The sequence below is a fragment of the Chloroflexota bacterium genome (assembly GCA_026706485.1).
GTDB lineage: Bacteria > Chloroflexota > UBA11872 > UBA11872 > UBA11872 > JAJECS01.
The window spans coordinates 72,480-94,811 of sequence record JAPOYR010000007.1 but is presented as its reverse complement, the minus strand read 5'-3'; the positions used below and the strand labels follow the sequence as shown (position 1 = coordinate 94,811).

The 22,332-nt window shown below is 64.3% G+C and carries 13 protein-coding genes; all 13 read left to right on the top strand.

Features of this window, described 5'->3' with window-relative positions; all coding sequences use genetic code 11:
- Nucleotides 1-297 precede the first annotated feature (297 nt).
- On the top strand, nucleotides 298-3,372 hold the full coding sequence (locus OXG79_06025; GenBank protein ID MCY3783325.1) for a DEAD/DEAH box helicase family protein: 3,075 nt from the start codon (nucleotides 298-300) through the stop codon (nucleotides 3,370-3,372).
- A 146-nt stretch (nucleotides 3,373-3,518) separates the two neighbouring features.
- Nucleotides 3,519-3,809 (top strand): nucleotidyltransferase family protein, encoded by a 291-nt coding sequence (locus OXG79_06020; protein MCY3783324.1) that lies wholly within the window; start codon nucleotides 3,519-3,521, stop codon nucleotides 3,807-3,809.
- Complete coding sequence (locus OXG79_06015) at nucleotides 3,802-4,185, top strand: DUF86 domain-containing protein (GenBank protein MCY3783323.1); 384 nt, start codon at nucleotides 3,802-3,804, stop codon at nucleotides 4,183-4,185. Before OXG79_06020 ends, OXG79_06015 begins: the two co-directional genes overlap by 8 nt.
- Nucleotides 4,175-7,084: a site-specific DNA-methyltransferase gene (locus OXG79_06010; GenBank protein ID MCY3783322.1), complete on the top strand. Its 2,910-nt coding sequence runs from the start codon at nucleotides 4,175-4,177 to the stop codon at nucleotides 7,082-7,084. The genes OXG79_06015 and OXG79_06010 overlap by 11 nt, the downstream gene beginning before the upstream one ends.
- Before the next feature lie 1,105 nt (nucleotides 7,085-8,189).
- The gene (locus OXG79_06005) at nucleotides 8,190-8,918 is read left to right on the top strand and encodes a hypothetical protein (protein MCY3783321.1); all 729 of its coding nucleotides are present in this window, start codon (nucleotides 8,190-8,192) and stop codon (nucleotides 8,916-8,918) included.
- Between the two features lie 54 nt (nucleotides 8,919-8,972).
- Nucleotides 8,973-9,737 carry a hypothetical protein gene (locus tag OXG79_06000; protein MCY3783320.1) on the top strand — a complete coding sequence of 255 codons (765 nt, stop codon included), beginning with the start codon at nucleotides 8,973-8,975 and terminating at the stop codon, nucleotides 9,735-9,737.
- Nucleotides 9,734-11,137: a type IV secretion system DNA-binding domain-containing protein gene (locus OXG79_05995; GenBank protein MCY3783319.1), complete on the top strand. Its 1,404-nt coding sequence runs from the start codon at nucleotides 9,734-9,736 to the stop codon at nucleotides 11,135-11,137. The genes OXG79_06000 and OXG79_05995 overlap by 4 nt, the downstream gene beginning before the upstream one ends.
- 745 nt (nucleotides 11,138-11,882) lie before the next feature.
- Nucleotides 11,883-12,767, top strand: a complete 885-nt coding sequence (locus OXG79_05990; protein MCY3783318.1) for a replication-relaxation family protein — start codon at nucleotides 11,883-11,885, stop codon at nucleotides 12,765-12,767.
- A gap of 1,723 nt (nucleotides 12,768-14,490) precedes the next feature.
- Nucleotides 14,491-14,697 carry a helix-turn-helix domain-containing protein gene (locus OXG79_05985; protein MCY3783317.1) on the top strand — a complete coding sequence of 69 codons (207 nt, stop codon included), beginning with the start codon at nucleotides 14,491-14,493 and terminating at the stop codon, nucleotides 14,695-14,697.
- Between the two features lie 3 nt (nucleotides 14,698-14,700).
- Nucleotides 14,701-15,801, top strand: a complete 1,101-nt coding sequence (locus OXG79_05980; protein ID MCY3783316.1) for a tyrosine-type recombinase/integrase — start codon at nucleotides 14,701-14,703, stop codon at nucleotides 15,799-15,801.
- A 1,143-nt stretch (nucleotides 15,802-16,944) separates the two neighbouring features.
- Nucleotides 16,945-19,296 carry a hypothetical protein gene (locus OXG79_05975; protein MCY3783315.1) on the top strand — a complete coding sequence of 784 codons (2,352 nt, stop codon included), beginning with the start codon at nucleotides 16,945-16,947 and terminating at the stop codon, nucleotides 19,294-19,296.
- Between the two features lie 383 nt (nucleotides 19,297-19,679).
- Nucleotides 19,680-20,258, top strand: coding sequence for a hypothetical protein (locus tag OXG79_05970; protein ID MCY3783314.1), 579 nt, complete (start codon nucleotides 19,680-19,682; stop codon nucleotides 20,256-20,258).
- Nucleotides 20,245-21,801, top strand: coding sequence for an SIR2 family protein (locus tag OXG79_05965; protein ID MCY3783313.1), 1,557 nt, complete (start codon nucleotides 20,245-20,247; stop codon nucleotides 21,799-21,801). Before OXG79_05970 ends, OXG79_05965 begins: the two co-directional genes overlap by 14 nt.
- Nucleotides 21,802-22,332 lie beyond the last annotated feature (531 nt).

Here is a 22,332-nt window from a genome sequence, read left to right as displayed (position 1 = left end):
GGCCCCGCCCAAGCACCCTGGTGCTCAGGCACCCCAGTTGTTCAGAGGTTTCCTAGGTCGATAACACCATCCCATGCGGCTGTCTCGGCAGTCCGATTCCAGCAGCGATGCTTCGGAATCACGTGTTGCAGGTGAAACGTGAAGCCATCGCCGCCACGCGCCCGCACGGCCCGCGTCTCGTGCAAGAGAAGCCCGCCGCCTTCGCCTGCTGCTTGACTCAGTAGCTGATCTGGAGTTGCTCAAATCAGCCCTGGCAGTCTTTACTGGGAAGTAACCGAGGCCAGCTAGCGACCGACCATGCCCGACTTCTTCGCGCAGCCGATTCTGAACTCTCCCTACGACTATCCGGGGGAGCATTGGGAGCTCGACGAAGACGGGCAGCCGACCAACCGCATCGTCCAGGGCCGCCGGGCCGCCAAGTTCGTCACGCCGGTCCCCGCTCCGCGCAAGCGCTCGGCGCAGCGCCAGATGGTCCTCGACGAAGGCGAGGGCCTGTCGAGCGAGGACCAGCAGTACGACCCGATGCCCATCATCGCGAGCCTGCGGCAGCGGGTGGATGAGTGGCGCCTCATTCCCGACCCCAACAAGTGGGGCGTCACGCCGGAGACCGCCCGGCTCTTGCAGCACTGGCGCAGCCACCAGTTCAGCAGCTTCCGGCCCTTCTTCTGCCAGGTTGAGGCGATGGAGACGCTCATCTGGCTGACCGAGGTCGCACCGAGTGGCAGCCGCGACGGGCGGAGGTTCATCGACCACCTGGCGGGCGCCAACGAGCAGGCCAATCCCGGTCTGGCGCGGCTGGCGCTCAAGCTGGCCACCGGCGCGGGCAAGACCACGGTGATGGCGATGCTGATCGCCTGGCAGACGCTCAACGCCGTGCGCCGGCCAAACAGCCGCAACTTCACCCGCGGGTTCCTGGTGGTCACGCCGGGCATCACCATCCGCGACCGGCTGCGCGTGCTCCAGCCCCACGACCCGGACAGCTACTACAAGGACCGCGAGCTCGTCCCATCAGACATGCTGGCCGACCTGAACAGAGCCAAGATCGTCATCACCAACTTCCACGCCTTCAAGCTGCGGGAGACCCTCGAAATCTCCAAGGGCGGACGCGATCTGCTGCAGGGACGCACCGGCGCCGAGGTGCAGACCACGGAAACCGAAGGCCAGATGCTCCAGCGGGTCATGCCGGAGTTGATGAACATGCGAAGCATCCTGGCCATCAACGACGAGGCGCACCACTGCTACCGGCGGCGGCCCGAGGAGGCGGACGACGAAGGCAAGCTCACCGGCGACGACCTGAGCGAGGCCAAGCGAAACGACGAGGCCGCGCGAATGTGGATCTCGGGGCTGGAGGCCGTGGACCGCAGGCTTGGCCTGCGGCGTGTAGTCGACCTCTCCGCCACGCCGTTCTTCCTGCGCGGCTCGGGCTACGCCGAAGGCACGCTCTTTCCCTGGACGATGAGCGACTTCTCGCTGATGGACGCCATCGAGTGCGGCATCGTCAAGCTCCCGCGCGTGCCGGTCGCCGACAACGTGCCGAGCAGCGACATGCCCGTGCTGCGCGAACTCTGGAAGCACATCGGCCCGAAAATGCCCAAGGGCAACCGGCGCTCGATGCCGAACCTCGATCCGCTCTCGCTCCCCATTGAGCTCGTCAACGCGCTGCAGGCCCTCTACGGCCACTACGCCAAGACGTTCGATCTCTGGCGGAAGGCCAACATTCCGGTTCCGCCGTGCTTCATCATCGTCTGCAACAACACCGCGACGTCGAAGCTCGTCTACGACTACATTTCCGGCTTCCACCACGAGCAGGATGACGGCTCGCAGGTCTTGCGGAACGGACACCTGGAGCTGTTCCGCAACTTCGACGACAACGGCCAGCGGCTGGCCCGTCCGCGCACCCTGCTCATCGACAGCGAGCAGCTCGAATCCGGCGACGCGCTGGATGCCAACTTCCGCAAGATGGCCGCCGCCGAGGTCGACCGATTCCGGCGCGAGATCGTCGAGCGCACCGGCGACCGGAGCCGGGCCGACCATGTGACGGACGAGGACCTGCTGCGCGAGGTCATGAACACCGTGGGCAAACATGAGCAACTGGGCGGCGACATCCGCTGCGTGGTCTCGGTGTCCATGCTCACCGAGGGCTGGGACGCGAACACCGTGACCCACGTGCTGGGCGTGCGCGCGTTCGGCACGCAGCTGCTGTGCGAGCAGGCGGTGGGCCGCGCGCTGCGGCGGCAGTCCTACGACCTGAACGAACTGGGGCTGCTGAACGCCGAATACGCCGACGTGCTGGGCATCCCCTTCGACTTCACCGCAAAACCGGTCGTGATCAAGCCACCACCGCCGCGCGAGACGGTGCAGGTCCAGGCCATTTCACCCGAGCGCGACGACTGCGAGATTTCCTTTCCCCGCGTGCTTGGCTACCGCGTCGAGCTTCCGCGGGAACGCCTGGACGCCGACTTCACGGCGGACTCGACCCTCGTACTCACGCCGGAGCTCGTGGGTCCGACCGACACCCTCGTTCAAGGGCTGATCGGTGAGAGTGAGAATCTCACCGTCGAGCACCTCGGCAGCATGCGCCGGGCCGCGCTGGAATACCACCTCACCTGGCGGCTGCTCGAAACCAAGTGGCGCGACCCGGGCGAGGCGCCCAAGCTGCATCTCTTTGGCCAACTGCGGCAGATCACGCGCCGCTGGCTGAACGAGCACCTGGTGTGCCGGGGCAAGACCTATCCCGCGCAGCTGATGCACCGGGAGCTTGCCGACATGGCCTGTGAACGGATCACCCGCGCCATCACCCGTTCGCATCAGGGCGAGAACCCGGTCAAGGCCATCCTCGATCCCTACAACCCCGCCGGCTCGACCCGCCACGTCAGGTTCACCACCTCGAAGCCGATTCGGTGGCGCACAGACTTTCGCCGCTGCCACGTCAACTGGGCGATCTGCGACAGCGAATGGGAGGCCGAGTTTTGCCGCGTCGTCGAGGAGCACCCGCTGGTGCGCGCCTACGTCAAGAACCAGGGTCTTGGTCTGGAAGTTCCCTACCAGATGGGATCGACCAGTCGCCGCTACATCCCCGACTTCATCCTGCTGGTGGACGACGGTCACGGGGAAGCCGACCTGCTGCGCCTGGTCGTCGAGATCAAGGGCTACCGGGGGGAGGACGCCAAGGAGAAGAAGGCGACGATGGACACCGACTGGATCCCGGGGGTCAATAGCCTGGAGAGTTTCGGTCGGTGGGACTTTCTGGAGCTCAGAGACGTCTACGCGCTCGGGGACGAGTTGGACGAGGCGATCACGGCGAGCTTGAATGAAGTCCTTGTGCGGACCGGCGCAAGCCTCGCGCCTGCTTCGAGCGCTCAGAGAGGCTAGGACTGGATGACGAGGAGACCGCAACCGCTCAAGGTCGAATCGCTGACGCACGAGATGGCCGGCCCGCCCGCCCGCGGCGTGGTTCGGATCCGCACCGCGCGCCTCAAGGGAATCCAGCCGCTAGGCTATGGATCATGGGCGCGCAGATGACCAAAGAGGAAACGCTGGAGCTGCTGCGCGAGCATAAGCCCGTGCTGGTCGAGCAGTTCGGCGTCACCTCACTGGCGCTCTTTGGCTCCACGGTCCGCGATCAGGCCGAGGACGACAGCGATATCGACATCCTGGTCAGCTTCGATGGGCCGGCGGATTGGCGGCGCTATTTTGGTACGCAGTTCTATATCGAGGATCTCCTGGGCCGCCCCGTCGACCTGGTGACGGATAAGGCGCTGCGCCGCGAGCTACGCCCGTATGTCGAAGCGGAAGCCGTCGATGTCTGACGTCGATGCCGAACCGCGCCGATGGGATTTCTACGTGCGGGACATGATCGAATTCTGCGAAAAGGTCACGTCCTATACCAACGGCTTGAACCAGGCAGCGTTCGTCGCCGCCGAGTTGACCTACGACGCCAGCCTTCGCAACATCGAGCTCATCGGAGAAGCGGCAACGCATGTCCCAAGAGCCGTTCGCGACGCGCATCCGGAGATACCCTGGAGCGCGATCATAGGAACCCGCAACCGCATCATTCATGCATACCTTGGCGTAGATAACGACGTCATTTGGACCATCATTCAGGACGCGATTCCCACCATGTTGCCCCGCCTGCGCGCCTTGCTCGATGAAGTGGAAGGCGGAATGACGGCGCATGGCGCGTAGACGCGGGACGCGGCAACCGCTCAAGGTTGAGTCGCTGTCGCACGAGGCGGCCGCGAGGCCGAACATTCCCAGCGCCGAGCATCAGCCGCTGCTGAAGGACGACGAGCGGCATCCGATCGAGGCGGCGTTCGAGCGCCGCAACCCCGACCTGGACCCGCAGCTGGTCTGGCGGGGCAAGGACGTAGCCGACTGGTCAGACCTGGTGACACAGGCGCCGCCCCTCTACATCCAGGAGAAAGTCTCGCCCAAGGCGCTGATCGACGACTTGCGAAAGATCGGTCAGCGCGAAGGGGCGCAACTCGACTTCTTCGCCGATTTCAACGGACTGCCTGAGGGCGCCGACCGCACCGACTTCTACCAGCACCAGGCCAACTGGTCGAACCGCATGATCCTGGGAGACTCCTTGCAGGTGATGGCTTCGCTGGCGGAGCGCGAGGGATTGCGCGGCCAGGTGCAGTGCATCTACATCGACCCGCCCTACGGCATCAAGTTCAACTCCAACTTTCAGTGGTCCACCACCAGCCGGGACGTGCGCGACGGCAATACCGCCCACATCACCCGCGAACCGGAGCAGGTCAAGGCCTTCCGCGACACCTGGCGCAACGGCATCCACTCCTACCTGACCTATCTGCGCGACCGGCTGACCACGGCGCGGGATCTCCTCGCCGAACCCGGCTCGGTGTTCGTGCAAATCGGCGATGAGAACGTCCACCGCGTGCGGGCGCTAATGGATGAGGTCTTCGGACAGGACAATCACGTCGCAGATATCGTCGTCCTAAAGACCAGTAGCCAGACGTCTCGGTATCTGGCCGGCGTTGCTGACTACGTAGTTTGGTATGCCAGAAGCAAGGAGTCACTGAAGTATCGACAGCTCAATAGACCCAAACAGCTCGGTCAAGTAGGAACTTCCCAATACGTATGGCAACTGATGTCTGATCTCAGCGATTCGCGAATTGCTAGGGGCCGTGAGCCCAATGGGCGCGTCTTTGCCGCCGACAATCTGGCTAGCCAGTCCGGGGGCGCGACTACAAGGTTTGAACCATCAATTAACGGGAACCGGTTCCGGGTGGCTAGAGGAGGGTGGAAGACTAGCCTGCTGGGGTTGTCACGCCTCGGGCGAGCCCATCGGCTCAAGCCTATCGGCAATTCACTCATGTATCGGAGATTCTTGGATGATTTCTCGGTATATCCGATTGCTAATGTCTGGAGCGATGTCCTGGCCACGGGATTCTCTGAACAGAAGATTTATGTAGTTCAAAGCTCCCAAAAGCTGGTGGAACGCTGCCTCCTGATGACCACCGACCCCGGCGATCTGGTCCTAGATCCCACCTGTGGCTCGGGTACGACGGCGTACGTGGCCGAGCAGGGGGGGCGCCGCTGGATCACCATCGACACGTCGCGAGTTGCGTTGGCATTGGCGCGGACCCGAATTATGGGTGCACGATATCCCTGGTATCTGCTCTCCGACAGCCCGGACGGCCGCCGCAAGGAAGCCGAAATCAGCGGCCGGCACATCGTGCAGACCTCCGATCGCGCGCCCCTAGGCGCAACCCACGGCGACATTCGCCAGGGCTTTGTCTGCGAGCGTGTGCCCCACATCATGCTCAGGGACATCGCCAACAACGCTGAGATCGACGTGATCTGGGACCGGCTGCAGCCGGCTGTGGAAGCCGCCCTGGCTGACCTGAACCAGACGCTTCGTGGACACCCGACCCCCTACACGTCACCTACCGGCGGACGGGAAGGCGAGCCAATTGATTTAAGTGCGCCCAGCGGTACGGAAGTTACGCTGCCCTCTGGTGAGTCCGCGCCGGCCAGCAGCCTGCTGGAGTGGGAAGTCCCGCATGAGGCGCCGGAAGACTGGCCGGCGGCCGCCCGCGAGCCGCTGGCCGCCTTCTGGGAGGCCCGCATCGCCCGCCAGGAAGCGATCGACGCCTCCATCGCCGCCCATGCCGAGTTCGAGTATCTCTTCGACAAGCCCTACGAGGACAAGCGCACGGTGCGCGTGGCCGGGCCGTTCACCGTGGAGAGCCTATCGCCGCACCGCATGCTGGGCGTGGACGAGCACGGCGAGCTGATCGACCGGGTGGCCGAGACGCCGGGTCACTACGGCGAGCCGCAGGACTTCGCCGCGATCATCCTGGACCAACTGCGCACGGCCGGCGTGCAGCAGGCGCACAAGCAGGACCGCATCGAGTTCGACTCGCTGATTCCCTGGCCCGGCCGTCACGTGTGCGCCGAGGGGCGCTACCAGGAAGGCGACGAGTCGGGTCCGCAACGGCGCGCCGGAGTCTTCATCGGCCCCGAGTTCGGCACGGTGCAGCGCCAGGACTTGGTGGAAGCCGCGCTCGAAGCCGCCGAGGCGGGCTTCGACCTGCTGATCGCCTGCGCCTTCAACTACGAGGCCCACGCCACCGAGTTCGACAAGCTGGGCCGCATCCCGGTCCTCAAGGCCCGCATGAACGCCGATCTGCACATGGCGGGAGAGCTCAAGAACACCGGCCAGGGCAACCTGTTCGTGATCTTCGGCGAGCCGGACATCGACGTGCTGGACGCCGCCAACGGTCAGGTCCAAGTGAAGGTGAACGGCGTGGACGTGTTCGATCCCAGCACCGGCGAGGTGCGCAGCGATGACACGGATGGCATCGCGTGCTGGTTCATCGACACCGATTACGACTCGGAGAGCTTTTTCGTGCGCCACGCCTACTTCCTGGGCGCGAACGATCCCTACAAGGCGCTGAAGACCACGCTGAAGGCCGAGATCGACGCCGACGCCTGGGCGACGCTGCGTAGCGACATTTCGCGGCCCTTCCCCCGGCCGGAGTCCGGCCGCATCGCGGTGAAGGTGATCAATAACCTGGGCGACGAGGTGTTGAAGGTGTTTCGCATTGAGCAATAGCCAGTAGATTTCAGCCATGCGGACAACGGGGTCGAAGGCGAATGCAGGTGACGGACGACCTGCGGTCTGGCGGAATGATTCCTCTGGCGATGTGTGGGCGGTGCAGAGGCGTGTAGATCAGTCTTTCTTAGCTTCCGGCTATCAGTGACGGTCTACTGCGAGTTGCCGCAAGATCGGTTGCTGCTCAGGCTGCATCAGTTGGGCATTTTGCTGGCGTCGAACCTGCCCCTGGCTAGGCCGCAGCGCATCAGTTGCTGGCGGCAGTGGATCGGCTGGCGGGGCGCGTCTCACGCCGCCAATCCCGGCAGGCGGTCGGGCCAAAAGCTACCACGCGATTCCCGACATGGGAGAATCCACGGTGCAGGCTGTCTGGAACCACCAAGATCCGTTGGATCATCCGTAGAGCTAGGCGTCTTGGCCGCCTGCGACGCAAAACGCGGCCGGTGCAAGTCACTCAACCTGGTTTGGCGGCGCAAGGTACCCGGGATGGTGGCGATCCCACGACCGGTCTGATTGGCAGCGGCGGCATGTCACAGGTCGTCGCCGAATGGGATACGCGCGCGGGCCTGTAGGACCTAGGCGGGATGTTCGAAAGGCCGCCTCGCAGGCCTTTCACGCTTCCAGACACCAAAGATTCGGGCACGGCCTTTGAGTTGGGTGGTAATGCATGGAACCCAGGCTCACCGTGACCCTCGCACCAGCCATATCTTGCTCCCGATCCTCGACCCGCCTGTTGTTCTGGATCCGAGAGGGCGCCGGGCCGAGGGTTCCGGAGTCAGAGGTACCCGATGCCACCAATCGGCGCCGACCGGCTCGCTCGGACGAATTACGGAAACCTGGATTCCGCCAGGCGCCGTTCCTCCCTACGGTTGGCTGTGACAGACGAAGGCCGACCGGTGGACGGCCTGAGTTCATCCCAAACGACCGGTTGCGAACCGACCCGCCAAGGAGTTCACTCGATGAATGGCACACGGCATGTCGCGGGCGGTGCAGTTCGCTCCAGCCGTAGACAAGGCCGAGGGCCTGCAGCACCTGGATGGCGGATCTGTCGAGTTCGACTCTGTGAAGCCGAGCCACTGGCCCGCGTGGCGCTGGGGTCCAGGGCATGAGGAAGTTTCGCCGCGGAACCCCGGGACCCCACGCAATTAGGGCCTATCTGAAGCCAGCGCATGGCTGCGCCCTGCCGTTCGACCATGCCAGAGTCCGGGATCCCCACGCCCTGCTCGATCAGGGTTTCGCGGACCTTGTGGCCGACGAGCGCTTGGCCGTCCGCTTCATCATCGAGCCGGCGGACGCGGCCACCGTGCGCGACTTTCGTGCCCAGGCCGAACGCCTGCGGGCCGAGCGGCATGCGCCGCCGGACACTCTGGGCGGGCGCATCCGCCACCTGGGCAGCAGCCTCTGGTGGGGCGTACGCCAGCGCACGTCCCTGTCGCGGCTGCGACGGCACGCAGCCGCGGTGGAGGAGAAAGCCCGCGCCCAACTGCTGACCATGCAGATTCATCTCTGGGTGCAGGCGGCGACGCCGGATCTAGCCGAAGGCCGCATGATGCGGCTGCGGCAAGGCTTCGACGCGTGCGCGAGTTGGCGGAACTGGCTGCGCCGGCACGAGCCGTGGCGCCGGCGGCGCTTCGACCGCTGCTTTGCCGGGGAACGATCGTGGCCGGGCGCGACGCTGGTGGTGAGCCTTGATGAAGCGTGTGTCCTCACCGGCCTGCCGCGGCTGGTGCTGGCGACCCTCAGCGAGCGGCAGGTCTGGACGCGCTGGAGTGGTGGTGGCGGCGAGATGCCGAGCGCCACGGGACCGAATCCCGGCGACGGTCCCGACGCGTGAGCGGCGACGTTCGCCGCACGCGCCGCCCTGCGGGGCGGGCTCGCCGATGAATGCATGACCCCGCCTAACCGGGACATCCCGACTCCCCACACGATTCGCGCCTACCTCGTGCCCAAGCAGCATTGGGCGCTGCCGCTGCGCCACGACTTCAGCCAGGACCCGGTCGTCCTGCTCGACCGCGGCCTCGCCCATCAGACGGCGGGCGAACGCGTGGCGGTGCGCTTCCTCGTCGCGCGGGCGGGCGAACGCCGGGCTCGCGAGGCCCAGCGCTGCGTCGCCCAACTCCGCGCCGGGCAGCGACTGTCGGGCGGCGGGCTGGGACGCACCGTGTTGCGCGAGATCGGCAGCGCGCTGCGAGAGATGCTGGCCTTCCTCATGACCGGCCAGGACTACCACCCGACGCGCCGTGAGCCCACCCATGAGATGCAGGCCCAGGCCCGGGCCGCCGAGACAAAGGCGCACAGCCCGCTGCTCACCATGCAGCTCCAACTCTGGCTGCACGCACCGAGCCGCGCGGAGGCCGAGGATCGCTTTGACCTGCTGCTGGCTTGTTTCGAGCCCACCCGCGGCGCGTTCAACTGGCTCGTGCCCCACCGCCCCTGGCGCAAGGAGCGCTTCGACCGCTGCTTCCTGGATCAGGACTGGTGGCCGGGCGCCAGCTTCGTGGTGAGCCTGGCCGAGGCGCACGCGCTCACCGGCCGGCCACTGGTCGAGCTCGAGACTCTTGTCGGAACCCAGGTCTGGACGCGCTGGGGCGGCCGCTACGGCGACGTGCCCCACGGCCGTGACCTGCGCCTGGGGCAGAGCGGCGACGCATGACCGAGCATCCGGGTAAAGAGTGGGCCTGCATCAAGCCCCACGACGCCCTCAAGCACGTGCTCGTGGTCGGTCCCACGGGCGTGGGCAAGAGCACCTTTCTGTACTGGTGGGCGCGCTCGGTCATGGAACAGGGCTACGGCCTGCTTGTGCTTGATCCGAAGGACGACCTGGTGGAGGCGCTGCTCGCCGCCGTGCCGCCCGGTCGCGTCAGGGACACGATTCTGCTGGACTTCGCCGACACCGAGTGGCCGGTGGCGCTCAACCCGTTGGACGTCCGGGATGCGGCCGAGGGCGAACGCGTGGCCGGGGCCGTCTACACCATGATGAAGGAGCTGGTGAAGGGCGAGGACCTGCACTGGGGCACGTCGATGTCCCAGGCATTCGCCTACGGTTTCCGTACCCTGGCCGCCAATCCCCAGATCAAGCCCTCGATGCTGGACTTGGAGCGGCTGTTCTTCGATCGGGACTGGCGGCAAACGCTGCTGCCGCAGGTGAGCGACCCGTTCCTGCGGTCCTACTGGCAGAACCAGGTGGACCGCACCTCGACGCGGCAGTTCGAGCTCACGTTCGGCGGAGCGCTGCGGCGGATGGCGATGCTGGTGCAGGACCCGCGGGTGCGCAACATCCTGGTGCAGCCGCGCTCGGCGGTGGGCTGGGACGGGGCGCTGGCCGACCGCAAGATCGTGCTGGCCAACCTGGACCAGGCCGACACTGCCCTGGGAGCGGCGGGCTCCCGGCTGCTGGGCAGCATCCTGGTGACCCAGTTCTGGCAGGCGGTGCTGCGAAGACCAGTCGACATCCGGCCACCGTTCTTCGCGGTGTTCGATGAGTTCCAGGAGTTCCTGGACACAGGCCGGGACATGGCGGCGTTCTTCGAGCGCTCGCGCAGCTACGGGGTGGGACTGACGGTGGCGACGCAGAACCCCGGCCATCCGCGGCTGCGGCCGATCCTGGACAGCGTGCTGATCAACACCCGCACGCACGTGGTGTTTGGAGGCCTGCGGGCACAAGTGCGGCACTTCGTCGATGAGATGGTGCCGACGTTCACCCGCCAGCAGCTCGACGGGCTGCCGGCGTATCACATGGCGATCACGACGCTCGTGGACAATCGGCCGGCGCGCCCGTTCGAGGCGCGGGTGGTGCCCATCCCCGCCGGTGACCCGGTGACGGCCGACGGAGTGCGGGACCAGTGCCGGCAGCAGGTGGGCAAGCCGCGGGCGCGGATCGAGGCGCTGGTGGCGGAGCGCTACGGCGAGCCGCCTAAGGACGCCTCCCGAAAGACCAAGGAAGCCAATTCCAAACCTGCCACACCGCCCGAGCCTTCGACCACGACCGGCGTCAAAGTGGGCACGTCGGAGCCGTTGGACGGACTGGATCCCAACCCGAGAGGGGGCGCATGACCGCGGCGCCAGCCATTCGGATGACCCATCGGATGACGTTGCGATAGGTGGCTCGATAGCGTGCTCGAAAGGCGTTTCGAATGGCCCGAGCGCTCGACGCGAACGTCTGGGCCGTGCACCGGCCTCCCGCCAAACCTGATGGACGAGGCCCAATGTTTCGCATTCGTCAAGCATTGGTGACCTTTCGCTTCGTGGAACTGTTAACCCGTACCCCCACTCCTCGTCCTCTTCGATCCTCGTCCTGGGGGTACGGGTTCCCGGCCGATCCGAGCCCTCGTAGTTCCAGCGACTACCCCATGCCCACGACCCCTGGCATCCCCAATCCTCAAGCTCCCGATTCCCGTAGGGTCCAAGCTCTCGCAGTTCCAGCGACTGCCCCATACCCACGACCCCTGGGATCCCCAATCCTCAAGCTGTCAATTCCCGTGAGGTCCGAGCTCTCGCAGTTCCGGCGACTGCGCCATACCCACAACCCCTGGCATCCCCAAGCCGCGAGCTTGCTGTTCCCGCAGGGTCCGAGCTCTGGCAGTTCCAGCGACTGCGCCATACCCACGACCCCTGGCATCCCCAAGCCTCAAGTTCCCGATTCCCGTGGGGTCCGAGCTCTGGCAGTTCCAGCGACTGCGCCATACCCACGACCCCTGGCGTCCCCAAGCCTCACGTTGTCGCTTCCCGCGGGGTCCAAGCCCCGGCAGATCCGGCGTCTGCGCCATTCCCAACGCCCTCGGCAGTATCGGATCTCGTGATGCGCGTCCGTGTGGGATCCCGGCAGCTCCAGGTGCTGCGCCTGCTCTTCACCCATCGCCTGCTGACGGCCGCTCAGGTCCAGGCCCTGGCCTTTGAGACCGCCACGCGGCGCACCTGCGAGATCTGCCTGCAGCGGTTGCATCGCAAAGGGTGGGTGGTGCGGGCCGAGCCCCTCCATGGGGGCGCTGGGGGCGGCCGCAGCGGCTACGTCTACGGTCTCTCCGCCGCGGGTGCCGACGTGCTCGTGGCGTTAGCCGGGATCCCGCTGGCCGACATCCCGACGGTCGCCGGGCCCGAGGCCCTGGAGCCCCGCTACGTGAATCACCAACTGGCCGTCAACCGCTGCATGCTGGCGATCCGGCAGGCCTGTCAGGCCGATCCCGGGGCCACCCTGCGCGAGTGGAGGGCCGACCCGCACGCGCGGGTGCGATATCAGGTGGGGCGGAGCTGGCGGACGGTGCACCCCGACGCCATCGCAGAGGTTGCCGTGGATGGCCGGTGCCGCTGGATCTATCTGGAAGTCGATCGGGGGACGGCGGAGTTGCGGCGCTACGGGCTCAAGCTGCGGCGCTATGCGCATTTCTATCTCTCGGGCAGTTGGAGGCGGGAGTACGCGACGTTTCCCGAGGTGCGGATCGTCACCGCCCATCGGCCGCGAGTACAGCGGATGCTGATTGAGGTCGAGGACGCGCTACATGGCTTCAACCAGGCTGACCATGAGGCGCTGATTGCTGGGCTCGTCGTGGCGGTGACGTGGGAAGCGGCGTTCCTGGCGGATCCGGCCGCGGCCGTCTGGGGATGCATCTTTGCCGGGGACAGTCACGAGCCGCTGCTTGCCAGTGCCGACCGCACCGCCGACCCAGCTCGTGATCAGCCCTGGTAGGCGACGACGACACCGAGCCGCCCTTGAGGTGCAGCGGGGCTCTCCGTGGCTGTGACCGGCGCGTATGTCGTTCCGTTGTCGACGAACCCAGATCGTGCCTCCTGAGCCGATGCCATGACATTCGCCGCCGCCGTACCGACCTTCGGCGGAGATGTCGGTCATGCGCGGAAAGCGGACCAACTACGGAAACCTGGATAGGCATTCTCGACCGGAGACCGCATGCTGCAGGTGCCGCATACCCCGCGCAGCAAGTAATCGACGCGGGCCTGCGGCGGAAGTTGATGCGACGGGACGCGGGAGGTCGTCCGCGTCGCGAGTGTCGGGGCGTCGACTCGCTGGGAGGACGTGGTCGTCGCCGGTTGGAGGACCCCCGAGCGGCGAGAGGACGCTCGGAGCATAGGAATTCGTTGTCGGCGGATTGAGCCGCCGGCGGGCATGCCACCGAATGGTGGTTCGCGCCCCGCCGGTGCTGGATCGCGGCGGGCCTTGGCCGCCCATGAACGGGTGGAAGGAGGAGCGTCGCGGTTCCACGATGTAGGCGTTGGCTGTCCCGGGCAGCGCAACGCACGTTTCAGCGTGGCAAGCGCCCGGCGCCAGCAACGCCACGCACAGCCGCGGTTGGCGCGTGGCCTGCGGCGGACCCTGAGCGCGAGGTCTGGGCAGTGGCCAACCGGCAGGTGCCCTGTGGGAGCGACTGCCGCGAAACCGGCAATTGACGCCGCTGGCGGATCTGCTGGGCCTGGAGGTGGTGACCGCCGCGCCAGCGCGCAATCGCTGCGATGTGGGCCGGCTCGATCGGCGAACTGGGACCGATTCGATCGCCAAAGTGACCCACTTGGTGCTGTCAGTCCAGCGAAGGCTGCCGGGCGTTGAGCAACTCGATTCGAGAACCGGTAGCCATAGCATGGCGCCTGGGCGGGTCGTGTCGGGCGCTGGGCGGGCCCGCGCGGGCGTCGTACGCCAGGCCAACGCCAAGTCGGTGATTGGTACACCGCTAGCTCGGCGATTCGCGGGAGATCAAATCCGAGCGCTGGCCCTGCCCATCGACATCGTCGGTGCGGCCCCGGCCGGACCATGAGTCACAGCCGAACCCCGCGCAGCAGGGAACAGCGTTGATGTGGCTCGCCGGTTCCTGGACGAATCCAGCAGACAGCGGCGCGAGCTACCCAGGACCCGTCGCAGCCAATCAACGGAATGAATAGTTGCGGGCTGGCGCGTACTGGACACCAAGGCGAGCGGCTGGCCCAGACCTTGGTGTCCGGCGCTACCTGGCATGCCTTGCGCCGTGCATGGCCGACGTCTGAAGTCGCGCGCAGCGCACGCGTCGCCAATGCGACCGCGTGCGTGGGGCCGCCTGGCACGGGATCGGGCAGAGCCCACCGCAGCAATCACCCGTGCTCGCACAATCTCACCTCCGGTCGCGACCGCAGGCCTCGGCGATCTCCGCGTCGGCTGAACGACGGCCGTCACGCAGCAGACGGGTCACCGACTTTACGGAATCCTGCCTAGGCGAACCGCGCGGTTGCGCCGATGGTGGGACGGTGCTCAGGTTGCGACCAACGCCCAGCGTGTCAAGTTCACAAGGCTCGCGCGAACGGCATCAGTGGCCGGATCCGCGCCGCATGGTGAGTTCATCGCCCGTCGGTCGCCACCCCGTGGGGTGGATCCCACCGCGGTGACGCCAGCCCGCCGTCGGAGTGTCACTGCAAATCGCGCCCTGCGAATGCTCACCGTCCGGCAGGTTGCCGAACTTTGGCAACTCAACGAGGGGCGCGTACGCCGCATGTGCCACGCCGGCCTCATCCGCCACATCCGCATCGGGCGTTGGATCCGCATCCCCAGCCACACGCTGCAAGAAGACCTTCACGCGCTGCTCGATTCCGGGCAGCCCGGGTTGAGCAGCCACCAGGACCAGAAATGGAACGCATGACCTATGGCTCACATTCGCAAGCGCGGCCCCCGCCGCTGGGAGGTATCCGTCCACCTCGGCGGCGGCAAGCGCCGCTGGCACTCCGTGCGTGGCACCAAGCGGCAGGCCGAGCGCGTCGCTGCACGATTGGAAGAGGACGTGCAGTCCGGAGCGCTCGTCGAACCCACCGCGGCCACCCTCGGGACATACCTTGAGCAGTGGCTCGAATCCCACGTCCGCCTCCACAACGCCCCGCGCACCTATCAGGACTACCGCTATCACGTTGAGCGGTTCCTTCAACCCCGGCTGGGGCACCTTAGGCTCACCCATGTACGCCCCCTGCATCTGCAAGGACTCCAAGTCGAGCTGCGCCAGCAGGGCCTCACCCGAACGGCGGACTACGTGCACCAAGTGGTGCGAAAAGCCCTAAACGATGCCGTCCGACTCCAATTGCTGGCGCGAAATCCGGCCCTGGCAGCTCGCCCGCCACGTTCACGACCGAAGCCCGCAGACATCCCCAGCGTTGAAGACGTCCGGGCCGCGCTGACCGCGATCCGCGGTACCGAACTGGAGCTGCCGATCCGCCTGGCCGTAACGACGGGCGTGCGCCCCGGCGAACTCGTGGCGCTGCGCTGGCGCGACCTCGACCTCGAAGCTGGCAGGGCGCGGATCCGGCAGTCGCTGCAGCGCATCAAGGGGCAGGGGCTGGTCTTCGCGCCGACCAAGACGCATCGCAGCACGCGCACGATTGCGCTCGACGCCACCGTAGTCGAACAGCTAACTAGGCACCGCGAGGGCCAGGAGGAGCACCGCCGGGAGCTCAGTCCATGCTATGACGACCTCGATCTCGTCTTTGCCCAAGCCGACGGTCGCCCTATCGAGCCCAGCGTCCTGCTCGCCCGCTTCCAGCGTGTGCTCCACCGGGCAGGCCTGCCGTCGCTCCGCACTAAGGATCTCCGGCATGTCCACGCCAGCATCATGCTCAGTGAGGGTGTGCATCCGCGGGTCGTCCAGGAGCAATTGGGCCACGCCAGCATTACGCTGACGCTCGATACCTACTCCCACGTCACACCCGGCATCCAGTCGGAGGCCGTGCAGCGTGTGGGCAAAGTCTTGGACGCGTAACCACGCTCGATTTGGAATACCCCGTGCACCTTCCACCGATCGGCGAATCACGAGCCAGTCGACACTCCCCCGAGCCATGCAAGAGCCACCCTGCTAATGGGCAACCATCGTCGCTCACGACTGCTTGATCAGCACGGACCTTCGGTCGCAGGCGCCGCCCGTAGTCTCCGCGACTGATTACTACCGACGGTTCAAGATTCTGCGCATACTCGACTCACCTGATCACTGCAAGCAATAGGCCGCCGTGCGACCCACAGCTTTCCGAGTACTGGCCGGAGGGTTCCAATCTCGCTAGGTTTGCCCGGCGAGGCTACGAGCGCGGATTAGCCACGGCCGGTTAGCTCGCGACTCTCGCACTATTCCGTTCCGTCAGCGGCGTCCGGGCAGAAGCTGCAGACTCCAGACCCTTCTGGGCGCATGACACCCAGTCGTCGATGCTGATACCCGCAGAGACCCGCAGGCAGCGCGGCTAGAGGCCCTCGGCGACACCGCCTCCCAGACTGTGTGGCCAGGGGTGGCTTTGGGGGGCGATGCCGCCTCGCTCACCTCTCCCGCTACTAGGCCTCGCAGCGCCTCACCGATGACCACGGAGTGCGGCCAACGCTTGCTTGTGGTGTTCTACGACGAGATTGGGGCACACTGCTTCCTGCGCGTCGCGCGCAAGGAGATCGTGGCGTCCGCGTCGACCTGTCACTGCTCGCCTCTACAGCGCGCGCCTGCGCGAAGGAAGGGTCGCTCGGACGCGCAGCGCGCGTGCAGGGACGAACGGCTTTTCGTAACCCACATAAGGCTATCGGAGCGAGTAGCCCAACGTGCGCGGATCGATGCGGTCACAGCTGGCCAGCCAGGGAGTTCGTTGACACCTCGCACTCGGCAACGGGCATCACGGGCAGTGCGCGGGAGGAACACAGGACACGTTGCCATGCACGTACACTGCGGCTACAGACGGGGCCTCCACAGACTGGGTGCATATGGCAACGCCAGCGGATCTGCGCGAGAGTGAACTTGAGAGGATTCGCGACCTGTTGGATCGCGCGACCAGAGAAGAACTCGACGCCGCCGAGCACCCGCCAGTAGACCGCGCACTGTCGCTGCTCTCGAAGCGGGATGACTTACGGATCCTTGTAGGGCGGATGATAGCCGATGCACTTCTCGATTGACGCGGAGACTCGTGGTGGTCTGAGGGTTATTCCCACCATCCCGAACATTGATCGATGTTGGCTTGAGGGGAGGAACGGGATCGGTAAGACCGTTGCCGTGCGACTCCTCGAGCTTGTCGCCGGGAGACAGCCGTTCCGGAGCGATCTAGACGCCTGGGTGGCGCTGAAGGAGAATCTAGGCCCGACCACCATTGTCATTAGTGAATTCCCCTCCACAGCTAAGATTGAATCCATCCGCATCGAGCTCACACCCGACAAGTGGCCAGCTGATCCAATTCCCCTGACCGAAGATCTGGGATCCGTTTTCATAGATGGGAATCAGCGTGACCACCAGGCCTTACGCGAACTCTTCGACTTAGTTCGGATCGGAGGTGACGAAACCGTTGTCTCACAGCTAAGCAATCTGATTGGCGACGACTATGCCCTTGCAGCTCGCTCCAGACAGTGGTTGGAAAACATAGCTAAAGACGCAGAGTCAATCCTAACGCCACTGATCATTGACATTGATCGACTCTCAGAATCTGACTTTGAGGCTGCTGACGATGCTGTCCAAATCACCACGAAGGAACTAATCGACATTGATTCCAAGGTCGAAAAGGCATCAGGTCGTAGACTCGATCTTGAGGAATTGATTACGCTGTCTGAGCTTCGGCAGCAGCAGGCACGGCTTGGACCGGAGATTCGAGTAAAGCTTGATGCGGCCAAGTCGAGAGTAAGGAAGCTGACCGAAGCGAAAGAAGAGCTGGCAGAAGAGCTTCGGGGGTTAGTTCCAAATCACGCCGCCCTACAGCAGCTCCAGCGCGAACTGGAGGAGTTGCAGAGTCAGCGTGACGGGCGACGTAGCCGGGCCGCGCGCACGCATTGGAGAGCTCAACAGGCCATGCAGGCAGTTGGTGCCACAGCCGGCACAGTAAGCTCGATGTACCAACGGGCGCTTGTTGGGCGGAACAAACTTCGCAGAGACCGAGCTGCCCTAGCATCCCTTCCGGACATGCTTGATCTGATCGGCGATGCACGAGCACCCCTCGCTGTTGTCGAGGGATCAAGCCTTGACGACGAGATTCTTGCGGTAGTCGACACCAACGTAAGGGTGACAACCTCGGACCTACGCGCCGGACTCGATGCGAGAAGTGACGAGTTGGAGAGAGACGTATCATATGAACAGCTCGCGAGGATCGATGAGCAGATAGCAACGTCAGAATCTCGTATCAGAGTGCTTTCGAACGTTTGCGAAGCGCTTCGAGACGCGGACCGGAAAGCAACCCTGTTGCTTGAAGTGGAGCGTGAGATCGAGGCAAAGGAAGACCAGATTCGAGGCTCATCAGGGGATAAGTATTCAGAGATGTCCGAGCGGCTGCGCGCGGTAGAGCTGCAAATTACCAGCGAGATCCAGCGTGAAGCGGAGCTGCGAGTACATCTTGATTTGCTCAATAGGAGTGGGGGCGCATCAACCTTGGACAGTAAGGTGGCGGACTTGGAGCAACGCTTGGAGATCGCAGCTTCCGGAGCCCAAGAGGCCCTGAACGATACCGTCGCGCTCCGTCAGGACCGAGTCGCCGAACAGCAACGTCTCCGCGACGAGCTCTCGCTGAAGAAGGCACTACGCCGTGAACTAGAGGACCAGCTCGTCCGCGCCCTGCGCCTCATCGCACGGGGCGCCGACTATCAATGGCTCAGGGAAAGTGTCCCTGCTGGCACCATCCCGACACTCAAGGCAGACCGCACGGACGCGCTTCGACGATTGGTGCGTCTAGCGGATGCGGCGCGACGCGTCCAGTCGGACGTTGACGCTTCACTGAATCAAGTCGCCGCTGTTGAGGCGGCTCTAGACGACATCAAACGCTCGATCGTCGTACGCGGCTACCCCAGCCGGGCTCGATACGCCGAGAGCCTAGTTAAGTGGTACGAGGGACAGATGGCCGACTATCTCTCCAACCAAGACATCCGTGAGGCCATCTTCGATGGGGGTGACTTTCAGCGATTTGACCTGGTGAATGGGTTCGTGTCCTGGCGCACGAAGACTGGTGAACAGAGGCGACGACCGATCGAGGCGTTTTCGAGCGGGGAGCGAGCGTTCGCATACATGTTGGCTGCGATCCTGAGCCATGGTACGTCCGCGGCTCACTACCGCGTATTCGTCCTTGATGAGTTTGGTGCGTTCGTTGAGCAGAGTAGGAGGAGCCGTCTCTGGCATTTCCTAGACCAGCGACTCCTGAAAGAAGGTCTGGCAGCTCAAGTCGTCGTGATCCTGCCTTCACAGGCGAGTCCACCTGCCACCCTCAATGGTGAACTGTTCACGGCCGAAGACTACTTCGCCAGGGACGCGGGCCCGTGAGCAGGGTGCGCGATCCGTCGGACATCTTCGGCGTGCCATTCGTCCTTCGGAGACAGGATGGTCAGAATCTCGTCAACAGTCTTGGCCAGCTATGGATCGTGCAAACGGGTGAGCCGACTAGCAGTCTCGATGATGATCTCAAACTCTTGTTCTCCAAGCTCTTTAATCCCAGAACATCTGGCGCTCGCCTTCGCGATGCCCTGACTTCCCTGCCGGCAGCGCCGAGGGTCCGTTCTCGTTTCCTAGATCCTCCGCTCATAATCCAGGCTGGCCCGTCCACTCTCGTCACGCCTGAAGGTCGGGCCGTATACGCTCTGCTACGCCGCGTACTGCAAGAGTCTGACGAAGATCCAATTGGTCTCGATCCAATCGATGCCTTTGCCTTGGTGAGCCTGACCCACCAAGGCTACAGGGAAGTAGGAGTGAGGCGGCTTGAGGACGCAGTAGGTCTCCTGGAGGGCCAGGCAGAGGGGCTTCGACTACCATCGATTGCACTCCTGCTGTTTCTTCTGGTTAACGGATCAACTTCTTCTGCAACGGCCATCCGGAGACCGAGCGATAGCGATGAACTGAACCGACTGGATCACACCGTCGCGAAGGCCATTTCGGCATTTGCTGACACTCTCAGTTCGCGTGCTCGGAATCCGAGTCATTTCTCGCTCTACTCCGGATACGCGGTGACGGAGGCACGGCGACGCCTCGGTCAGATCATGGGTCCGACTCCCCACGAGATTTACGTGGACGACAATCACCGGGACGCCGTTATCGAGCGCGTTGCCAGCGAGCTCCGGCGTAGTCAGCGCTCCCCCGAGACCCGGCACGTCATGACTGCGTTCGACAACCTCGTCTTAGCCTACCGAGAAGAGAGGCCGACCCTCGCATCGCTGGGCGTCACGCACGAGAGCCGTGTAGAAACAGCAAGACTACGCGAGCAGTTGGAGCGCGCGCTTGCAGACCCGTGATGTGCTGCGCTTGCTATCCGAGTTGCTGGAGGATCCAGATGAGGACGATAGCAACACATCTGTCTTGCCCATAGTAGTCGATGATTTTGCCGGACACAGCGACCTCGTGCGGGCCGCCGCGCACTCTGTCGGTGCTTCGCTAATTGTCGCCTCTGATGTCGAGCGTGGGGTCCGTGGAGGATTCGATCACACTCTGAAGACCCGCATCGAGGGGTACTTGCGGGTTCCGCGTTCCGGAGGCGCAGAGTCCCGAGTCAATATCCGGGCCGACGAGAGCATCGTGCACGCGAGCATCGACGACCGGACTGAGCTCGCGAGCAGATCCGAGCGAGAAGTTTCTGGGCTCGCTACTGCCCTGTTCTCAGAAGAACTGCAGACGAGCAGTCTTGCGTTCATTGCCTACAACGAGGCTGTATTGGACGACGAGTGGGCCGAAGCCATCTGGCGCCTCTTCGGCAGCATCGATGGGACGCGGTTCTGGGCGGTCAAGCGCCTAATCTTGCTCATCGAGCGGTCCGGCGAGGACACGCCGGATCACCACCTAGACTCCGAGCCTACCGTTCGGTTCTTCGTTAGGTCGTCGGGAATGACGCGCCGGAAGCCTTGGCGCGTTGACCTTGCAGAAATCCGCTATATCGCGGAGCAGGCCGCCAGCAGCGGCCTCGTCCTGTTCCTCGGGGCTGGGTTCTCAAGTTCGTCGGGGCTCCCGCTTGGGAATACCCTTCGCGACGATGCACTCAGAGGTTTTCTTGCAATGCCAGAGGCAGGGTTCGGCGAACTCGCTCCGGCGTTCTTCGAGTACCTCCGAGCCAACGAGCGCCTGCTCGAAGTCGAGCATCAGATGCAATCGGACGAATTCCACCGTCGGCTCACACTTGAGCGAGTGCTCCGTGAGGAGATCTGGAGGAGCGGTGCCGACGATAGTCGGACACTGAGTGATTTTGAGAAGATGAACGAAATTGCGTTGAAGAACCGAGGTCCTGCCGTCTCTGGCTTGCACAACGTCATAAAGGTCATTCCGAGGACCGTCGTGATTACCGTGAATTTCGACACCCTCGTAGAGGTTGGCGATGGCGGCGTACACACGATGGTCACGGAGCAAGAGTTCAGGAACGGCCGAGACTACCTGCCTACGTACCTCGCTGAACCCGACAATCCCGTACCCTTCTTGAAGCTCCATGGTTCGATTGGGTCGAGAGAGACGATAATCGCCACGGTGGACCAGACCGCTCAGGGGCTATCCACGGAAAAGGAGGACTGCATTCGTGCCATCCTCGAGACTAACAGCAAGGTGCCATGGGTCTACGTCGGATACAGCATGCGCGACCCGGACATTTGGAGCGTTCTCCAATCCCGGGTCGTCGCCGATCGTGCCGACGAATACTGGGTTGGTCCCTTCGAGGATCCGAACGCTCTCGCTTGGTCCGGATTGCACCGGCAATTTGGTCAAGAAAAGCAGACGTTTTGGGAAAGATGCATCACCCTGACTGCCGATAGGTTCTTCGAGCAGCTCTCAGTTGCCTGGGCTACACAGCACGACTAGCCGCTCGGTCAACGCATGGTGGTGCCGAACACCATTATTGGCCCATCTGGCGCCCCGGAGCCGGATGGTACTCACGTCCACGAGCTTCAGGTCGAGCTCTTGGGCAAGCTGCGCTAGCAACTCAGGCGTGTCGACATACACGCCATAAGGTGCACTGTCACCAACCACGAGGGCGATGCGTGCTCCGGGCCGTAGGCACTTGCGCATGTTCACGAGCACGTGGCTCATACCTTCAAAGTACGGCCCGATCACTCGATCATACTCCTTGCCTCTGGCTCGCCGCTTGCGTTCCGCCTGTAGCCGATTTGTGAGTGACCCGAGGACCAATGCAGTGTGCGGTGCTATGGCAGCAACCCGAGCCATCGACTTAGACGCCGCCGCACTGCGGGCCTGCTGAGTCGATGCTGTGAGCATTCCGGCTCTGACCCGCTCAACCATCTCGGACCAAGTGCGAGCTACCCCCCAAAAGTAGAGCTCAAGCCGGGTTGCATCTGCGTAGTCAAAGTTGTTGAGGTAAGGGGGCGATGTCAC

Bases quoted from the DNA above. Each gene is read 5' to 3' on its own strand.
- OXG79_06020 (MCY3783324.1), top strand. From the start codon at position 3,519: ATGACCAAAGAGGAAACGCTGGAGCTGCTGCGCGAGCATAAGCCCGTG.
- OXG79_05980 (MCY3783316.1), top strand. From the start codon at position 14,701: ATGGCTCACATTCGCAAGCGCGGCCCCCGCCGCTGGGAGGTATCCGTC.
- OXG79_06000 (MCY3783320.1), top strand. From the start codon at position 8,973: ATGACCCCGCCTAACCGGGACATCCCGACTCCCCACACGATTCGCGCC.
- OXG79_06005 (MCY3783321.1), top strand. From the start codon at position 8,190: ATGAGGAAGTTTCGCCGCGGAACCCCGGGACCCCACGCAATTAGGGCC.
- OXG79_05975 (MCY3783315.1), top strand. From the start codon at position 16,945: ATGCACTTCTCGATTGACGCGGAGACTCGTGGTGGTCTGAGGGTTATT.
- OXG79_05995 (MCY3783319.1), top strand. From the start codon at position 9,734: ATGACCGAGCATCCGGGTAAAGAGTGGGCCTGCATCAAGCCCCACGAC.
- OXG79_06025 (MCY3783325.1), top strand. From the start codon at position 298: ATGCCCGACTTCTTCGCGCAGCCGATTCTGAACTCTCCCTACGACTAT.
- OXG79_06010 (MCY3783322.1), top strand. From the start codon at position 4,175: ATGGCGCGTAGACGCGGGACGCGGCAACCGCTCAAGGTTGAGTCGCTG.
- OXG79_05990 (MCY3783318.1), top strand. From the start codon at position 11,883: ATGCGCGTCCGTGTGGGATCCCGGCAGCTCCAGGTGCTGCGCCTGCTC.
- OXG79_06015 (MCY3783323.1), top strand. From the start codon at position 3,802: ATGTCTGACGTCGATGCCGAACCGCGCCGATGGGATTTCTACGTGCGG.
- OXG79_05985 (MCY3783317.1), top strand. From the start codon at position 14,491: ATGCTCACCGTCCGGCAGGTTGCCGAACTTTGGCAACTCAACGAGGGG.